This is a genomic window from Carnobacterium sp. 1290_CSPC (genome assembly GCF_001053265.1).
In the GTDB taxonomy this organism is placed as follows: Bacteria; Bacillota; Bacilli; order Lactobacillales; family Aerococcaceae; genus Aerococcus; species Aerococcus urinaeequi.
Map to the genome: position 1 here is coordinate 15,052 of NZ_JVVG01000116.1, position 17,847 is coordinate 32,898.

The following is a 17,847-nucleotide window of genomic DNA, read 5'->3' on the forward strand; positions in this document are numbered from 1 at the left end:
AATATAAAACATCATTCATTCACAATAAGTGGGAAATTGTCACAGTATTATCATATTTTCTTGGTAAAATTCATATGCATGGGATGAGGACCATAGAATATTAAAAATGAATAAGGAGTAATGCATGTCGAAAAGCAGAAAAAAATCTAGTATTAAACCGCTAGTGCCCTTCTTCGTTCTAGGAGTGGCTTTAATAGCAGTATTAATTGCTATATTTAAATATAATGATGAGGGTGAATCAAGCGATTCATTAACAGCGACAGTAGACGAATCTACTGCAAGTGAATCTTCAGGTAGCACCCCATTAACCTTAAGTGATGAAGAAGTATACAACCTGGATTTGATGCAAGCGTCAGGTATTGAACTAATCGATACTAGTCAATACGCCTCAATGGATGAATTGATTGAAGTGACAATGGCAGAATTTGGGGTAGATGAAAGCCAAGTTTCGCTACAATATACCAACTTTAAAACTGACGAAAGCTACACAATTAACGAAAGTACCTTCCAAACTGCCGCTTCTACGATTAAGTTACCGCTAGCGGAAATGTATGTAGATGCGATTGAAGAAGGCTATGTTGACTGGGATACAGAGGTTACCTATACATACGCAGACTATGAAGAGGGTGACGGTACCATTACCGCAGCAGTTGCTAGCGGCACAGGTCAAGCAGCCTATACTATCGAAGATTTAATCGCTAACGCCTTGATGTATTCAGATAATACAGCAACGAATATGTTGATTAGATACTATAATGAACTTTACGGATCAGAAACATATAAAACAAGCATTGCTAGTAGTGTGGATGTCGCAATTGATGAGGCATTCTATAGCGACAACGTTGCTTCTGCTGAACTGCTATCAGCTTACTATGATTTATTAGCAACGGATGGTGCCTATCAACCACTTGTGGATTATCTATTGAATACTTCACCAGACCGCTTATTTACAACATACGTGAACAGCAGTTTGATGGCGAATAAATATGGTAACTACGGCACTGCCTTAAATGACGGTGGTATCTACTATGAAAACGACGAAGCTCAATATAGCCTAGTTGCTTTAACAGATGGCCTAACAGATGGTACAGGCTTCTTGGAAAACTTAAACCTGCGTGTTAACCAATACTACCGTGCAAACTACGAATAGATCTTAGACTTCTGTTTATGGCAATATAAAAGTACAGAAGATTGCAACGAAAAAGTACATAGCCTAGCAATAAAAAAAGGCCTTGTTAGCCTCCCAATAATCCTCTAAAGTTTAAGTTACGACGCTTAACTTGGAGGTAGAAAAGGATGCTAACAATGACCGATATTAATACTATCAAAAATCTACGGAATAATCACGATAAATCAATTAATGAAATTGCTAATACATTAGATATTAATTGGCGTACTGCTAAAAAGTATGCCGATAATGCCATCCTCCCTGGAGAAAAGAGTACGAAAAAATCAGGGATGATGTACGATGAAGAATGGGGAGACATCGTCTCCTTGTGGTTAGAAGAAGACTATCGTCTTCCTAAGAAAAAGAGAAGAACAAATAAAAATTATTTCAAATTTCTAAAGGAACTAAGTTTTCCTGGGTCTTATCGCACAGTTTGTAATTACGTACAAGAATGGAAAAGTACACACCATAATGATATACCAGCTACGGGCTATGAGCGTTTAGAACACCCACCGGCTGAAGCACAACTCGATTTTGGAACGATGGAAGTTGAACATGAAGGATCTTTTAAGGACGTAAAAGCACTAATACTCAGCACTCCTTATAGTAATTCTGGATTCGCCGTAGCTCTACCCAGTGAAAATCAGGAATGCTTATTGACTGGGATGAAACAGATTTTTACTCAAATGGGCTGTGTGCCTCGGAAAATTCGAATTGATAATATGACAACTGCCGTTGTCAAACCAAAATCAAAATTTGAAGATCCGATATTAACCGACGAATTCCAACAGTTTGCGATACATTATGGTTTTCAAGTACAGGTTTGTAATCCTGCGAGTGGTCATGAAAAAGGAAGTGTAGAAAATAAAGTTGGTTATGTAAGGTATAATTTCTTCTCGGAAACACCAATAATGAAAGACTTCACTTCATTAAATCACGAGTTAGAGAAAAAAATGATTGAGAAGCGCCAAGAAAAACATTATGAAAAAAAACAAACGATTGAATCACTTTGGCAAGAGGAAAAACAGGTTTGTCTAGCATTACCGGATGAAGATTATCCCGTATTCAAAGAGGTTATCGTACGTGCTAATAAATTAAATGAAATAAAATTGGATAATGCTTTAATACATATCCACAACTCATGGCGTCATGGGAATCTATACGCTTATCTGACGTGGGATAAATATCGAATTGTGACTCAAAATGGTGAAATCATACAAGAAGATTTCCGACCGTATTTATACCGAAAACGAGCGATTGATTGGTACACAATCCTCAAGGATTGGAGACAACGTTTGTCTAAGATTTCTTATTCTCGTTACTGGAAATATCTTCCCGGTCGGATTCAAGCCTATTTGGGAATCGATAATCTGCGCTTACTTTATCAAAGAATTGATCGATTATTGGACTTACTTGTCACTCACACGATGATTGAATTAAACGAGCGGTTCTATGAGCTCGTCACTGAAGAAAATGAAGAGAGTATCAGTGATGTGAACTGGCAAGGCTATGATGCCTTGGTGAAACCTAGTACCAATGAGGTGAGTGTATGAACCATACTTTAGAATCCGTTTGTAGAGAATTACGACTAAGTCGTATACCTAGTTTAATTGATTCAGTTGAAGTTTCAAATAAAGAAGAATGGTTACTTGAGTTATTAATTCGTGAGGTTGAGGCTAAAGAAGAACGACGAATCCAGCGTTTAATTAAACAAGCGAAATTTTCAAGTCACAAAACCCTTGAAATGTTTGAATGGCACAACCAAATACTTGTACAAGATAAAGATACGAAAGAGCAGCTAACCTCTTTAGATTTTATTCAATCTCGCCAGAATGTAGTGTGTATTGGTGCCCCAGGTACCGGAAAGACACACTTAGCAACTGCATTGGGGTATAAAGCTTGTCATGAAGGAATTGAAACGCGATTTTGGCGTGTGAGTGATCTTGTCATCGAATTAGAGAAAGCATGGAAAGAAAATCAATTAGAACGTTTCAAAAAGAAGTTTAACCGAGTTCAACTGATTATCTTAGACGAAATGGGCTATGTTCCATTTAATAAAAATGGTTCAGAATTACTTTTTCAATTAATTAGTGATTGGTATGAAACTAAAAGTATCATCATTACTTCCAATTTAGAGTTTAGCAGTTGGAACAAGGTATTTATTGATCCGCGCCTAACCTCGGCGCTAGTGGATCGTCTTATTCATCATGCACATATATTAACCTTTACAGGTGAAAGTTATCGATTGAAAAATGCTTTATCAAAAACAGAATAATTAAACGGAAACTATTGGGTGGCAACATTGTGTATTTTTCGTTGCAAAACTATGTACTTCTCTATTGCAAAACACAACTTCATATACGTCTCTAATCCTATTGTCTTAATTTGGGTGATATTCATTCCGTCAAATACTCAAATAATTATATATATACCTTTCAAAGCCGCGATAGACTATCGCGGCTTTTTGAGTACCGTGAATTTGAATAACGATATCGTGCAATACAGCATAGGTAGTTTAGGTACGTCAAGAAAGACTGATGATTTTAGTCATCAGCCTCTTTGAAGGAATTATTTTACATGTGAATGGGGAAATATTGAAAGTAAGGTATAGCCGAGGCAAAATATTTCCTAGCATCTTCTCTTAAAAGCAATGAGAGTGAAAGCCATGCCGAAGACTTGAAAGTTCTTGTATAAATTATTTTGGCATTACCAAGATGCGGCCTTTTTTAAAGGGACGTAAAAGTACTGGCTGGCCGTAGAAATCATGCAGTCTATCAGGGTCTAGCATCAAGGGCCGATCACCTTTGGCAAAAATTTCCCCATCTTTTAATAAACAAATTTTTTGATAAAGTGGGATAATTTCCTCAGTATGGTGGGTCACCATTAATTGGGTGACTTCTGGTTTTTCTTTGGCCAATTTGTCCAGCATGGCTAAGAGACTTTCTCGGGCAAATAAATCTAGTCCACTAGTTGGTTCATCTAAGATTAATAATTCAGGTTGTGTCATTAAGGCCCGTAAGATCAAAACGGTTTGTCGTTCACCTTGAGATAGGGTCGCCATTCTGCGATTCCTAAATGCGGCGAAATTAAAGGTTTCTAAGAGGTCTTCAGCTTCCTGGATTAAAGAATCCGTTACTTTTTGATAAAGGCCTAGACTGGCAAATTTACCCGAAATAATGGTGTCTAATACAGATAAGTGGCTTGGGATTTCTTGGTTGATCCAAGCAGAAACTATACCGATTCTTCTTTGTAGGTCAGGGATTGAGGATACGCCAAATAACTGGTCAAGGACCCTCACCTGACCGCTAGAGGGAAAATGATAGCCGGTTAGAATGTTGATGATGGACGACTTACCAGACCCATTCAAACCAAGTAGGGCCCAGTGTTGCCCCTGGTTGATGGTCCATTGGATGTTTTTTAATATGGCCTTATCTTGGCGGTTGAAGCAGACATTGTCGAGTTCGATGATGGTTTTTTCTGTGGTTGATGTCATGGCGTATCCTTTCTGAATGTAGTCGAATATTCTATTAAATTAAACTTATCATACCAAGAAAGAAAGTCAATATGGCGAATCACAGATATATAAATGAGAAAACAATTAAAAATAACCATTGACAAGTTAAAGAGTTCTCAGTATAATTTCGTTATTGAATCATTAAAAAAGACGAGAGGAGTTTCACTCATTATGAAATCGTTCAAAGCAGCGAATTTTAATATTGTAGTCATTATCGTGACGTAGGACTGGAATTAACTACTGTTAATTTGAGTCCTATTCGATGTTGAGTGGGACTTGGCATCCCACATACTGTTTGTGGGATGCCTTTTTTATTGCTTTCAATACCAAGGAAATGAAATTTTAAAGAAATGGGGTGCTCATGTGGAGAGAACGAAGAAGATCAGCATAGGAACGGAATTGCTCGTCAATGCCTTGCGAGATCAAGGTGCAGAGATTATTTTTGGCTATCCTGGTGGTGCAGCTTTACATATATATGATGAATTTTTCCGCCAGAATGTCAATCACGTCTTAGCTCGTCATGAACAAGGTGCTGGTCACATGGCCGATGGTTACGCCCGTGTGGCTGGCCAAGTGGGTGTAGCGGTGACAACTAGTGGACCGGGAGCGACAAATATTGTCACTGCGGTGGCGACAGCGCAGATGGATTCGGTGCCTCTAGTCGTCATTTCGGGCCAGGTTACGACATCTGGTATTGGGAAAGACGCCTTTCAGGAAACCGACGTTGTCTCTTTAATGACGCCAATCACGAAATATGCCTATCAAGTTGAAGATGCTAAAGATATTCCACGTATCATCAAAGAAGCTTTCTACTTAGCGAATTCCGGCCGTAAAGGACCTGTCTTAGTGGATATCCCGAAAGATATCGGCGTGCAGGAAGTAGCTTTAGAAGATATTGATGATAGCTTCGATTTACCAGGTTACAACATGGATCATGAGGTAGACTTGGGAGCGGTAGCTGCGATTAAGGAAGCTTTGCTTCAAGCTGAAAAACCTTTGTTGTTAGTAGGGAACGGTGTGGTGAAATCTGAAGCCCACCAAGAACTACGCGACTTTGCTCATCAGTACAATATCCCGGCAACCCATACCCTACTAGGGATTGGCTTACTTGCTAGTGATGACCCCCTAAACTTAGGGCTAGCAGGGATGCACGGAACGTATGCAGCCAATATGGCCTTGATGGAGACAGATTGTCTCTTAAATATTGGTAGCCGTTTCGACGACCGGGTGGCTTCTAATCCTGACAATTTTGCGCCGGATGCCAAGATTATCCATGTGGATATTGATTTAGCGGAGATTGGCAAGATTATGGAACCAGATATTTCCTTACTGGCAGATGCTAAAACGGCTTTGGGGGCCCTTTTACAAGGAGCTATCTCGGGCTGGTCTGATAAGACGGACTGGTTGGCTCACCAAGCGGCTAACCAAGCCTTACATCCTACTCGGGTGCCTGAGATGACAGACGCGATTCGACCACAAGCGGTACTGGATTACTTAGGGAAGGCGACGGATGGTCAGGCCTATATCGTGACCGACGTTGGCCAACACCAAATGTGGGCTGCCCAGTATTATCCTTACCAATTCCCTGGCCAAAACTTAACGTCAGGTGGACTGGGTACTATGGGATACGGGGTGCCGGCAACGATTGGGGCGGCATTTGCGGCGGATGAGAAACATCCTGTTGTAGGGATCATCGGTGACGGAGGATTCCAAATGACCAACCAGGAATTGAATATCATCCAACATTATGGCATTCAACCGAAATTTATTATTTTAAATAATACGGTGCTTGGGATGGTGCATCAGTGGCAACATGCTTTCTATTCAGACCGTTACTCACATTCTGAATTTGGATCGAGCTTGCCAGACTTCGTGAAGTTGTCGGAAGCTTTAGGCGTGAAGGCGGCTAAGGTAACGGACCCAGCGGATATGCAGGCGGCGGTAGATGAGATGTTGGCTTTTGACGGGGCTTATGTATTAGAAGTCTTGATTGATAAGTACGAACGGGTTACCCCGATGGTGCCATCTGGTAAGGCAAATAATGAAATGGAGGGCTTGTCATGATCTTTCAATTTATCCGATTAAAAGTAGTGAATAGGCCTGGTGTTTTAAACCGGGTGACTCAAGTTGTCCTTAAACCGCGTTATAACATTGACACTTTAACCCTAGCAGGGACGGACAATCCGGCGATTTCCTATATTACGATAGGGATTAATTTCCAAGATTTGGAAGCGGCGACTCTTTTGACCAGACAATTATTGAAGCAAGTGGATGTGGTGAGTGCAACACTGTTAGACCCATCTGAGCTTGGCTAGGATAGCTATTTTTCAAAGAATTGATACAAGAACACTCGACAGAACATATATGGAGGCAAAAAATATGGCAAAAGTATACTACGAAAAAGATATGACCAGTAATGCATTATCAGGTAAACAAATCGCTGTAGTCGGCTATGGTTCACAAGGGCATGCGCATGCGCAAAACTTACGAGATAATGGCCAAAATGTCATTATCGGTATCCGCGAAGGTAGCTCTGCAAACCGTGCGCGTAACGATGGATTTGATGTATATTCAGTTGCAGAAGCGACGAAAAAAGCGGATATCATCATGATTTTATTACCAGATGAAATTCAAAAAGATACTTATGCCAATGAAATTGCGCCGAACTTAGAAGCTGGAAATGCTTTAGCCTTCGCCCATGGTTTCAACATCCACTTCAAAAACATCCAACCAGATCCTTCAATTGATGTGTTCATGGTTGCGCCTAAGGGACCCGGACACTTGGTACGCCGTGAATTTACGAAAGGTTCAGCGGTGCCGTCATTATTTGCGGTATATCAAGATGCAACAGGTAATGCGCGCGACTTAGCCATGTCTTGGGCTGATGGTATCGGGGCAACTCGTGTAGGAATCATCGAGACAGACTTCCGTGAAGAAACCGAATCTGACTTATTCGGTGAACAAACTGTATTAATGGGTGGGACCACGCATTTAATTCAAGCAGGTTTTGAAACTTTAGTTGAAGCTGGTTACCAACCAGAAATTGCTTACTTTGAAGTAATGCATGAATTGAAATTAATCGTAGACCTATTGTATGAAGGTGGTATGGACCACATGCGTAAATCATGTTCAAATACTGCTGAATATGGGGACTACGTATCAGGACCGCGTTTAATTACACCGGATGTGAAAGAACGTATGAAGGATGTTTTAAATGATATCCAAGATGGTTCATTCGCTAAACGTTTCACAGATGATTACGATAACGGCTTTAAAGACTTCTATGCAATGCGTGAAAAAGAGCAAGGGCACCAAATTGAAGGAGTTGGTGGTCGCTTACGCGAAATGATGCCGTTCGTTAAAGAGAATGCTGTAGACACAAACAACTAAAGCTATACAAAAAGGGTCAAAACGAAAGAGGGATACTACATGGTCAAAAGCGTCAATAAGGAGAAGGTATTGAGTGCCTACAAAAAATTACAGTCGGTCGTCAAGCAGACACCTTTACAATACGATCAATATTTATCTGAGAAGTATAAGGCCAACATTTATTTGAAACGTGAGGACTTACAAGTTGTACGTTCATTTAAATTAAGAGGTGCCTACTATTCAATTAGTGAACTAAATGAAGATGATTTAGCTAAAGGTGTTATCTGTGCCTCAGCCGGCAACCACGCCCAAGGGGTAGCCTTTGCATGTAACGAAAAGCAAGTAATGGCGACGATTTATATGCCGAATACGACACCCGCTCAAAAAATTAACCAAGTAAAATATTTTGGTGGCGACTATGTGAATATTGTCATTGAAGGAGATACCTTCGATGAGTGTAGCCAAGCTGCGCACGAATATGGTGCTGAAAACCAGATGACCTTTATTGAACCTTACGATGATGAAAATGTCATCGCTGGGCAAGGGTCACTAGCAGTTGAAATCCACCAAAGCCTAACTGCCGACGGGGAAACTGCAGACTATGTCTTAGTGCCTATCGGAGGGGGTGGATTGATTTCTGGTGTTTCTGCATATGTCCGTGAAGCCATGCCTGAAACCAAAATTGTTGGCGTTGAACCAGCCGGTGCAGCGTCCATGAAACTAGCCCTTGACCAAGGTCAGCCGACAGCACTTGCGAAAGTGAACAAATTCGCAGATGGTACAGCGGTTGGTAAGGTAGGGGACATCACCTTCCAATACGCGAAAGACAATATCGACCGTATTGAAACAGTCGAAGAAGGTAAGATTGCGGGGACTATTATTGACTTGTACACCAAGCAAGCCATCGTAGCCGAACCTTCAGGTGCCTTGACCGTATCTGCCCTAGATAATATGGCCGAAGACCTTGTTGGCAAAACAGTTGTCTGCATCATTTCTGGTGGTAATAACGACATCAACCGCATGGCGGAAATTGAGGAGAAAGCTTTGATCTATTCTGGAACCAAACAATACTTTGTAGTGAATTTCCCGCAAAGACCAGGCGCATTAAGAGAATTTGTAACGGACGTTTTAGGCCCCGACGATGATATCGCTAAGTTTGAATATACCAAGAAAATTTCCCGGTCAAATGGACCAGCCCTTGTTGGGATCCTATTGGGTGACTACGAAACCCTACCCGGTTTATTAGACCGGTTGAAGAATTTTGATGCCAATTACATTTCGGTATCTGAAAATCCGACATTATATGAATTTTTAGTCTAATGACGCACTAGGTCACAAATGATAGAGAAATCCTATAGTAGCAACATTGAAAACGTTTCATAAAAAGGCTTTCATTTTTATTTGAACCATGCTATAATGTTTTTGAGGCAATCTAGACCTCTAATAGATTGCATCATCCTTTCATTTTTGTTTTTTCCTTTTTCACCCTCAAAGCGATGAGGGTGTTTTTTATTGTTAAAATGTGACAGAAGACAATCGGACTCAGAGTTTTAAAGGTAGCCAATGAAAAAAATATATGTCAAATGAACTTGCACGTTATCTAGGTATAAAAATGTAAGTAATGTTCTATGCTGCTCGTGTCAACCGAATTTATGGTTTATTAAAATATTTAGAAAACGTTTTCTAAATGCGTTGACAACGCTTTCAATTCGAGGTAATATTGCAATTAGATAAAGAACAAGTACTCTGTATACTGGATTAGTTACGGCTCGGCCGGCAAGACCAGGCATCAAAGTTATCGCAGATTAGTCTTGGGACTAATAGCTATACTTTTATGCTCTGGTCTTTTTTGTATAGTCAGTTAGGTTTTATAAAAGAAGAGGAGTAGAGAAAATGGCGAAATACACACAATTAGCAGAAGACATTGTCGATAAAGTCGGAGGCAGGGAAAATGTTAAGGAAGTTAGACATTGTGTGACGCGTTTGCGTTTCTATTTAAAAGACGAAAGCAAAGCCAATACAGAGTATTTGAAGAAACGTGATGGTGTGGTAACAGTCATGCAAGCTGGTGGATAATACCAAGTAGTCATTGGGAACCACGTACCAGAGGTATATGAAGAAGTCTTGAAAGTTGTTAACTTTGCTACTGGTGGTGAAGTAGACGCAGATGACCTAGGAAACGGTACCTTCGACCGTTCACGTAAAGACTCATTCTTCTGGTACCGTGACGTCATTCAATCAAATGGTGCTAATATTTTAGCTTAATTTAATAGAAAGATGGGTATCACCGGTTTGCTAGGTGATACCCATCTTTTTGATAATTAGCTTTTATTTATCTATATTTGTTGAATCTTCAGTTTTTGTTTCTTGTTCATGGGCTTGTTTTTTCTTGGCGTCGCGAACGGCTTGCGGTGTCACATCAGTACCCTCAGGGTCGATTACCCGCGTGTTTAAAATAATGTCGTTGAAGGCTGAACGGAATTGTTTCAAGTAAACTTGGCGCAACTCTTTTTGTTCAACTAGTTCTTCTTCAGTGATCGTGCCAGCTTTTTTCTTAGCAGCTAGCTCATTAATGCGTTTTAATAATTGATCAGAATCCATTGATTATCATTCCTTTTTTTGTATTAGCCAACAGCGGTAGCGTACCATCCTTTCGCTGCTTGTAATTCAGGCATAGATAAGGAATGGCCGTAGTTTTCCCAATGAAGGGTAACTGGGCTACCAGCTGATTCTAGGCTGGTTTTAAGTTCTTCACTTTCGCTTGGTGCACAGATTGGGTCGTTGAAACCAGCACCAATAAAGACAGGTGTATGGGTCAAGTTAGGCATAGTTCCATCTCTAAATGGCACCATGGGGTGGAGTAAGATCGCGCCCTTAAAAGGGTTGTCAAATAGGTATAAAACACCGCCAGCAATATTTGCGCCATTTGAATAACCAATTGGCACTACTTTAGCTGGATCGAACCCTTTTTCCGTTGCCAAGGCTCCTATGAAATTATACAGGTCTTTGGCATGGTATTTCAAGTTTTCGATGTCTAAGTTGCCTTCACCGTGGCGTTTGAAGAAACGATTCATGGGTCCTTCAGGCTCGTTACCGCGCAATGATAGGATGTTGGCATTGGGATCGATAAATTGGGCAATGTCTAGTAGGTCGTGCTCAGTTCCGCCTGTACCGTGTAAAAGTAGTAGGGTGTTGGCTTCAGCTTGGTTTTCTGCTGCTTGATAAATATATTCGTAACTCATAGATGAACTCCTTTTTAGAAATCTAGGGGTGTCAAGTTGGCTTTAATTTGGTCGATAATCGCTTCATGTTTGGCTGGGTAGAATAATTGGCTACCAAGTTCTTCAAACGTCTCGTTCCAAGTAAAACCTGGGCCAGCAGTCGCTAATTCAATCAAAATCCCGCCGCGCTCGCGGAAGTATAAGGATTTGAAATAGTCACGGTTCTTGATATCGCTAGTGTGGTAACCACGTTGTTGGGCCACTTCTAGCCAATAGTTTAAGGCCTCTTCGTCCGCCACTTCAAAGGCGATGTGATGAACTGTACCGATAGCCATTTTACCAAAAGAATCAGCAGTTTTTCGAATATCTAGCCATTCCTTCCGTTCACCAGGTGCTTGTAGACGAATATATTGGCTGTCCTCGCCCACCTTATGCCAACCGAAAACTTGGTCGAACAATTCAACCGTATGGTCAGGGCGGTGACTATATAAAACCGCACCAGCAAAACCTTGAATAGCTGTTTCAGGCGTAATGTCGTCGACTGCGTAAGTATTGGCCTTACCCCAATCCTTTTCAACCAGCTCAATATTTAAATTATGGAAATCTTTGACGAGAATTGTTTCATTGTCAAAACGGCTACCGCGGGCAAATTGAATGCCTTTGGCTTCCAAGCGGTTAGCCCAGAAATCTAAATTGCCAGCTGGAATAGCAAAAGAAGTGGTCGCCACTTGACCGTCACCCAATTGACCAAGGTGGTTATTTTCCCAAGGGAAGAAGGTAATGATGGTCCCGGCGTCAGCTTCATTGTTACCGAAATATAGGTGGTAAGTGTAAGGGTCGTCGTAATTTAGGGTTTTCTTGACTAAACGAAGACCCAGGATGTCACGGTAAAATGCCAACACTTGGTTAGGGGCTCCAACAATAGCAGTGATATGGTGCAATTTTTCAATGATTTCAGGCACAGGAAATCCTCCTTAAAATTAGGGTTTTGGATTAGCAATGTAAAAATCAGTAATCATTTTTAGGTTGGTATTTCTAATTCGAATTAATTTATAAATTGAGTATATCATTCTTTCGAATTCGAATCAAGTAATGGATATATCTTTTATATGATAGCTTCAAGAATATAGGCAAATAATAAGTTTGTATCGCCTATCAATAAGTCTTTTTCTTTGAGTTTTATAAGCGTTTATTCAAACAGAAAAAAATTCTTAAGCAGTATACTTTATTATATATATTAGTTTCTTGTGAAGATTATGTAAAATTGCAATATTTAATAAAATTATCAAATTTATTTGGTAAAATAGCCTTGTAACAATGTGCAGAAGGTAAATTTCGTAAACACAGGAGGAATAGTATGAGCAACTCGTACGAAAACTCGGCGACGATGGATGCAACTGATAAGCGCCCATTTGGCTTCCGTGATATTATTGGTTACTTTTTTGGAGACTTTGGTTGTAATCTAAGTTATTCTGTTGTAACTTACTACCTTACAATTTTCTATGTATCTTACATTGGAATTGAAGCGACACACTTTGCTGCCTTAATGATTCTGACACGTGTATTCGATGCGGTGAATGATCCATTGGTTGGCTATTTCTCTGACCGGATTAAACCTTTTAAAGGTGACCGGTATAAACCATTCATTTTAGTTGGGGGTCCATTGCTAGCCATCATTTCAGCCTTTATGTACTTTGATACCTCATCAATGGGCTATGGTGTGCAGTTAGCTGTCTGTGCCATTTCTTATGTGGCTTGGGACTTTGCTTACACTTTAGTAAACATCCCTTATGGTACTTTAAACTCAGTAGTAACTGACTCATCTGAAGGTCGTACAAAACTTTCTACAGCACGTTCAATTGGTGCAGGGGTTGCTAAATTACCAGTAGCAATTATTCCGTTAATCATATATCAAGATAAAGTAGTCGACGGACAAGTCGTATCACAATTCCAAGGACAATTAATGTTCCCAGTAATGTTAGGTTTAGGGGTTGTCGCTTTAATCTCATTCTTCTTGTTATATTCGAATGTAGAAGAACGTGTACAGCCAGATATGGCACAAATCAAAAACCAACCGTCAATCTTCAAAACGTTCAAAACATTATTCTCAAACCGGGCCTTAATCGCCCAAATTATTGCCGGTACAGCACAAACAATTTTCATCTACTCAGCATCACAATTACACCAAATGACATTACAAGTTAAATACAACGATGGCTCATTATTCTCATGGTTCACCCTTATTGAAATTGCACCTTTAGCGATTGGGGTATTCATGATTACACCACTGGTGCGTAAATTTGGTAAACGCCAAGTCATCATCGCACCTTTACTTGGTAGCTTGGTAATCTATGGAACAATGTTATTATTCCCAGTGGAAAATGTTTACCTTTGGATTGGTTTGATGGCAGTCGCGAATATGTTTACATTCGGTTTCCAATTATTATCATGGGCAATGATTTCAGATGCAATTGACTACAATGAATGGAAACAAGGCTTCCGTTCAGACGGATCGTTATATTCTTCATATATCTTTTGTCGTAAAATCGGTACAGCATTCTCATCTGCAGCCGTACCATTATTAATTGCATTCTCAGCACCTTCATTAGAGTTGAATAATGCAACAACTTGGACCGCATCAAATGTGAGTGCAATCTACAACATGTCAATCCTGTTCCCATTATTTGGATTTGGTTTGGTATTTATTGCTTACTTATTAGTATTCAACATCTCAAAAGAAGACTACCACAAAATGCAAAAAGACCTAGGTCATACAATTGACAATGGTTAAACCTTAAATACAAATAAAAATAAAAACAATTGACGGTCAAATAGGGTAAAACCTATAAGAACGTCAATTATTTTTACATTTAAAAGGTAGAATTTGATATACTAAGAAAAAGGATGTGAGACAGGGCGTTTAGACAGGAGACGATGGAAGAATAGTGCCGTATCACACAAAGTGTGAAACAAACTATTCTGAAGCGGACACCTGTCTGCCCTGGCGAGCTCAACTAAAAAGGGTGCGAGATCTGACGTCAGGGTGCCAGAATCGAACTCGACCAAGTGTGAAAAAAGGGTGCAATCCAGTTCCGATACAAAGGTGTGACCGATGTCTAAAACTATATCAGGCTCCGCAAACCAGAAAGTACTGCGTTTCACAAAATACTTTAACCGCTTGCAGTGTTATGTGGCTTTTGGTCCAGCACGGTGCAACTCTTAACGACTTTTATCGCACCTCCAAATTTTAAAAAGGTGGTTTTATGAAAACTTTAGCAATTGATACATCAACTCAAGCTCTTAGCGTCGCCCTACGTGATGGGGACCAGGTTGTGACAGAAACGACCACTAATACCAAAATTAAACATTCAACCCAGTTGCTCCCTTTAATTGACAGTATGTTCAAATTAATCGGTTGGCAACCAATTGACCTTGAAGGCATTGTTGTTACAGAGGGACCAGGCTCTTATACAGGATTGCGGATTGGGGTAACAGCAGCCAAAACCATGGCCAACACTCTAAACATTCCCTTGTTTACCTTACCAACCTTGATGGCGTTAGCGGGCAACGTGCAAGCAACAAGTGGCCCAGCTTTAATCGTCCCATTCATCGATGCCAGAAGAAAGACGGCTTTTGCGACTGTTTACCTTAGAGAAGGCAACCGTTTCACGCCACTATTCACAACATCGCACGGCCAATTTACCCAGTTTTTAGACCAGGTTGAGGCCTACTTAAAAGACAATCCGGACTTACAAAGCTTACCGCTGAATTTTATCAGCCCTGATATTGAAGCCTTCCGCCAAGACATTGAAGCCCTATTTGGCGACCGGGCAATCATTTTCCCAAATGAATTTGGTTTAATACATGCAGGACATTTAGGCGCGCTACCACTGAAACAAGTGGACGTCGATACATTTATTCCGGATTACGCAAAATTATCAGAAGCTGAAGAAAACTGGGTCGCTCAAAATCCTGAGGAGGCTAAGGCGGATGAAGGCACGTACGTGGAGAGAACAAATTAAAGCATTTTTCAAAAATTTTAATCGACAGGTGTTATTTACCATGAAAAAATCTCTAGTAGCTGATTTAACATTAGACAAACAATCAATCGCCTTACCAGATGGACAATCTATCTTTTTTGTTGTGCAAGATACGACAGTGATTCATCAAATGGTTGATGTTGAATATCGCGCTTACCATCAAGTCGTTTCTTGGACAGCACGTGACTTCTTGTATGATATGACCCAAAATCCTAATACCTATTACATCCAAGCCTTCTTAGGTGAAGAATTAGTAGGCTTTATTGGCTGTCGCCGTGACCGGACGGATGTCCATATTTCAAACTTAGTCGTAAATCCAGATTACCAATCTATCGGTATCGGGTCTGCCTTACTGGACCGGGCCATCGACTGTGCTAAACAACTGGACCGCAACGCTATGTCCCTTGAAGTCAGAGCCTCAAACCACGGTGCACAACGTTTTTATCAACGTTTTGGATTTTACGAAAGTGATACTAAAGAGAACTATTACTCTGATAATGACGAAGATGCTTTCGAAATGCGGTTAGCGCCCCTAATTAATGTCGAGCAAATCGAAATTGTCGAAGGGGTGTAACCCGTGCAAATCGACCATCTAGACTATCAATGGGCTAAAACTCAAGACCCTAAAGATTTAGGCAAAATGGCTACCGATCTCCACGCTGGCTTGCACCAAGCCTTTCAGGGGGACCTGTCTTGGACCGCAGAAGCCATTGGGACCAGCCTGGCTAACCCATACCATCATTTCTTTATTATGCGCGATCCAGCAAACTTATCGGTTGTTGGAGTAGCGCATTTTCAATTGATTTTTGACGACGTTGAACTTTTCAATATCGCCATCTTGCCGGCTTATCGTCGCCAAGGACTAAGCCAACATTTGCTTGAAGAAGCGCTGACTTATTTTACCAAAAACGAGGGTAAAATCGTGACCCTTGAAGTCCGGAGCCGTAATCAAGCTGCGCGACAACTATACGAAAAACTAGCCTTCAAACAAATTGCTAGTCGTCCCAACTATTATCCTGTAGACTTAGACGACGCCATTATTTACCAACGAATTCTAGAAAACAATAATTAAATGATAACAACTAAGTGAAAGGAGCCATCTCGCTATGGCAACAATATTAGCAATCGAATCTTCTTGTGATGAAACATCCGCAGCCATCGTCCGAAACGGGACAGACATGCGGTCCAACGTTGTCGCAAGTCAAATTAAAAGTCATATGCGGTTTGGCGGTGTCGTGCCTGAAATCGCCAGCCGTCATCATGTAGAACAAATTACTCAAATCATCGACCTAGCTATGAATGAAGGTAACGCGACCTGGGAAGATGTGGACGCTGTCGCAGTAACCCAAGGACCCGGCCTAGTCGGTTCATTATTAATTGGGGTTACGGCAGCAAAAGCTTTAGCATTTGCTCATCAAAAACCTTTAATCGGGGTTAATCATATGGCTGGTCATATATACGCCAATCAACTGATTTCACCAATGGTTTATCCATTGATGGCTTTAGTTGTATCCGGTGGTCATACTGAACTAGTTATTATGCGCGGGGAAAATGATTTTGAAACAATTGGTGATACGCGTGATGATGCTGTAGGGGAAGCTTACGATAAAATTGGCCGTGTCATCGGAGTGCCTTATCCAGGTGGGAAAATCATTGACCAGATGGCTCATGAAGGGGAAGATGTTTATCAATATCCGCGAGCTATGAAGGGTGAAGATACATTAGATTTTTCTTTTTCAGGCTTAAAGTCTGCTGTAATCAACCATATGCATAATGCCAAACAAAAGAATGAAACGGTTGATATGAACAATGTAGCAGCTTCATTCCAAGCAGCAGCACTTGATCAATTAGTGGGTCGGACAATTTCTGCCTTAGACCAATATCCAGAAATCAACCACTTACTGGTTGCAGGCGGTGTAGCAGCCAACAAAGGTTTACGTAGCCAATTAACAGCAGCAGTTGAAGGATTAGATCGTCCAGTCACCTTACAGTTCCCACCACTAAGCCTTTGCGGTGATAATGCGGCGATGATAGGTGCTGCAGCAGAGTCTTTATACCAAACACAACAATTTGCTTCTTTAGCTTTGGATGCTAAACCAGGTATGAGCTTATCATAGGTAGAATATTTTCAAGCAAGGTAAGTTTTCTTTATATATAGAAGGCAATTTATAATCGAGTGAGAAAGAGAAAGCGGTGGGGCAATGTTTAATAGAAGAAAAATGAATGCGCAAGATAAACATGGAGACCGAAATCGCCTAGAACAGCTTTCTGCTAGGCAGCGACGAAAAGAGCGGTTTAAAGAACAACCAGATCGGATTCGTGATAATCCTAGGGATACTTTCGTTGACATTATTATCTTTCTTTTGATTATTGCTGTAATAACAGGATTAGTCTTTTTATACTGGGCCTTTAGTCTTTAGGAAGTGGCTATATTTTTTCTAAGATGATTAAATGAAAAGCACAGAAATGTGCTTTTTTTGGTTCTTTTACAAATAGTGTTGGTAAATAATTTTAAAGCACACGAATACGTTTTTT

General features: G+C 40.5%; 17 protein-coding genes and 1 pseudogene. 14 read left to right on the forward strand and 4 right to left on the reverse strand.

Going from position 1 to position 17,847, the window contains the following annotated elements:
- Positions 1-124: 124 nt before the first annotated feature.
- The 3 genes from AC973_RS09195 (at position 125) to istB (ending at position 3,443) form a co-directional block, all read left to right on the forward strand.
- A complete protein-coding gene (locus AC973_RS09195) occupies positions 125-1,150 on the forward strand; it encodes a serine hydrolase (RefSeq protein ID WP_048729830.1) in 1,026 nt (341 codons plus the stop codon).
- 155 nt (positions 1,151-1,305) lie between these two features.
- Entirely contained in the window at positions 1,306-2,721 is a 1,416-nt protein-coding gene (istA, locus tag AC973_RS09200; protein ID WP_225968981.1) for an IS21 family transposase, read from the forward strand.
- Positions 2,718-3,443 (forward strand): IS21-like element helper ATPase IstB, encoded by a 726-nt coding sequence (gene istB / locus AC973_RS09205; protein WP_048729835.1) that lies wholly within the window; start codon positions 2,718-2,720, stop codon positions 3,441-3,443. The genes istA and istB overlap by 4 nt, the downstream gene beginning before the upstream one ends.
- A gap of 420 nt (positions 3,444-3,863) precedes the next feature.
- On the opposite strand, the gene AC973_RS09210 is transcribed toward istB, so the two are convergent.
- Positions 3,864-4,661: an ABC transporter ATP-binding protein gene (locus AC973_RS09210; RefSeq protein WP_048729838.1), complete on the reverse strand. Its 798-nt coding sequence runs from the start codon at positions 4,659-4,661 to the stop codon at positions 3,864-3,866.
- A gap of 384 nt (positions 4,662-5,045) precedes the next feature.
- Here AC973_RS09210 and ilvB point away from each other — a divergent pair, with 384 nt between their 5' ends.
- The 5 genes and pseudogenes from ilvB to AC973_RS10210 form a co-directional block, all read left to right on the forward strand.
- Positions 5,046-6,746: a biosynthetic-type acetolactate synthase large subunit gene (ilvB, locus tag AC973_RS09215; protein ID WP_225968982.1), complete on the forward strand. Its 1,701-nt coding sequence runs from the start codon at positions 5,046-5,048 to the stop codon at positions 6,744-6,746.
- On the forward strand, positions 6,743-6,997 hold the full coding sequence (locus AC973_RS09220) for an ACT domain-containing protein (protein WP_048729840.1): 255 nt from the start codon (positions 6,743-6,745) through the stop codon (positions 6,995-6,997). The genes ilvB and AC973_RS09220 overlap by 4 nt, the downstream gene beginning before the upstream one ends.
- Before the next feature lie 64 nt (positions 6,998-7,061).
- The gene (gene ilvC / locus AC973_RS09225) at positions 7,062-8,072 is read left to right on the forward strand and encodes a ketol-acid reductoisomerase (RefSeq protein ID WP_048729843.1); all 1,011 of its coding nucleotides are present in this window, start codon (positions 7,062-7,064) and stop codon (positions 8,070-8,072) included.
- Positions 8,073-8,111: 39 nt separating this feature from the next.
- On the forward strand, positions 8,112-9,371 hold the full coding sequence (gene ilvA, locus AC973_RS09230) for a threonine ammonia-lyase IlvA (protein ID WP_048729845.1): 1,260 nt from the start codon (positions 8,112-8,114) through the stop codon (positions 9,369-9,371).
- A 573-nt stretch (positions 9,372-9,944) separates the two neighbouring features.
- Positions 9,945-10,223, forward strand: a pseudogene (locus tag AC973_RS10210) (PTS transporter subunit EIIB); the annotation flags it as partial.
- Between the two features lie 156 nt (positions 10,224-10,379).
- Here the strand turns inward: AC973_RS10210 and AC973_RS09240 are convergent.
- The 3 genes from AC973_RS09240 to AC973_RS09250 are packed head-to-tail and all read right to left on the reverse strand — an operon-like array spanning position 10,380 to position 12,234.
- A complete protein-coding gene (locus AC973_RS09240) occupies positions 10,380-10,652 on the reverse strand; it encodes a DUF896 domain-containing protein (protein WP_016898092.1) in 273 nt (90 codons plus the stop codon).
- Between the two features lie 23 nt (positions 10,653-10,675).
- On the reverse strand, positions 10,676-11,293 hold the full coding sequence (locus tag AC973_RS09245) for an alpha/beta hydrolase (RefSeq protein ID WP_048729853.1): 618 nt from the start codon (positions 11,291-11,293) through the stop codon (positions 10,676-10,678).
- 14 nt (positions 11,294-11,307) lie between these two features.
- Positions 11,308-12,234 carry a VOC family protein gene (locus tag AC973_RS09250; RefSeq protein WP_048729855.1) on the reverse strand — a complete coding sequence of 309 codons (927 nt, stop codon included), beginning with the start codon at positions 12,232-12,234 and terminating at the stop codon, positions 11,308-11,310.
- A gap of 395 nt (positions 12,235-12,629) precedes the next feature.
- On the opposite strand from AC973_RS09250, the gene AC973_RS09255 reads away from it, so the two are divergent.
- From AC973_RS09255 to AC973_RS09280, 6 genes are all read left to right on the forward strand, one after another.
- On the forward strand, positions 12,630-14,063 hold the full coding sequence (locus AC973_RS09255; protein ID WP_048729857.1) for an MFS transporter: 1,434 nt from the start codon (positions 12,630-12,632) through the stop codon (positions 14,061-14,063).
- A gap of 472 nt (positions 14,064-14,535) precedes the next feature.
- Positions 14,536-15,294, forward strand: a complete 759-nt coding sequence (tsaB, locus tag AC973_RS09260) for a tRNA (adenosine(37)-N6)-threonylcarbamoyltransferase complex dimerization subunit type 1 TsaB (RefSeq protein ID WP_048729859.1) — start codon at positions 14,536-14,538, stop codon at positions 15,292-15,294.
- Positions 15,263-15,886, forward strand: a complete 624-nt coding sequence (rimI, locus tag AC973_RS09265) for a ribosomal protein S18-alanine N-acetyltransferase (protein WP_048729862.1) — start codon at positions 15,263-15,265, stop codon at positions 15,884-15,886. Before tsaB ends, rimI (AC973_RS09265) begins: the two co-directional genes overlap by 32 nt.
- A 3-nt stretch (positions 15,887-15,889) precedes the next feature.
- Positions 15,890-16,384 (forward strand): ribosomal protein S18-alanine N-acetyltransferase, encoded by a 495-nt coding sequence (gene rimI / locus AC973_RS09270; protein WP_048729864.1) that lies wholly within the window; start codon positions 15,890-15,892, stop codon positions 16,382-16,384.
- A gap of 34 nt (positions 16,385-16,418) precedes the next feature.
- Complete coding sequence (gene tsaD, locus AC973_RS09275; RefSeq protein WP_048729866.1) at positions 16,419-17,429, forward strand: tRNA (adenosine(37)-N6)-threonylcarbamoyltransferase complex transferase subunit TsaD; 1,011 nt, start codon at positions 16,419-16,421, stop codon at positions 17,427-17,429.
- Between the two features lie 84 nt (positions 17,430-17,513).
- Positions 17,514-17,732 carry a hypothetical protein gene (locus AC973_RS09280; protein WP_048729869.1) on the forward strand — a complete coding sequence of 73 codons (219 nt, stop codon included), beginning with the start codon at positions 17,514-17,516 and terminating at the stop codon, positions 17,730-17,732.
- The last annotated feature ends 115 nt before the right edge of the window (positions 17,733-17,847 follow it).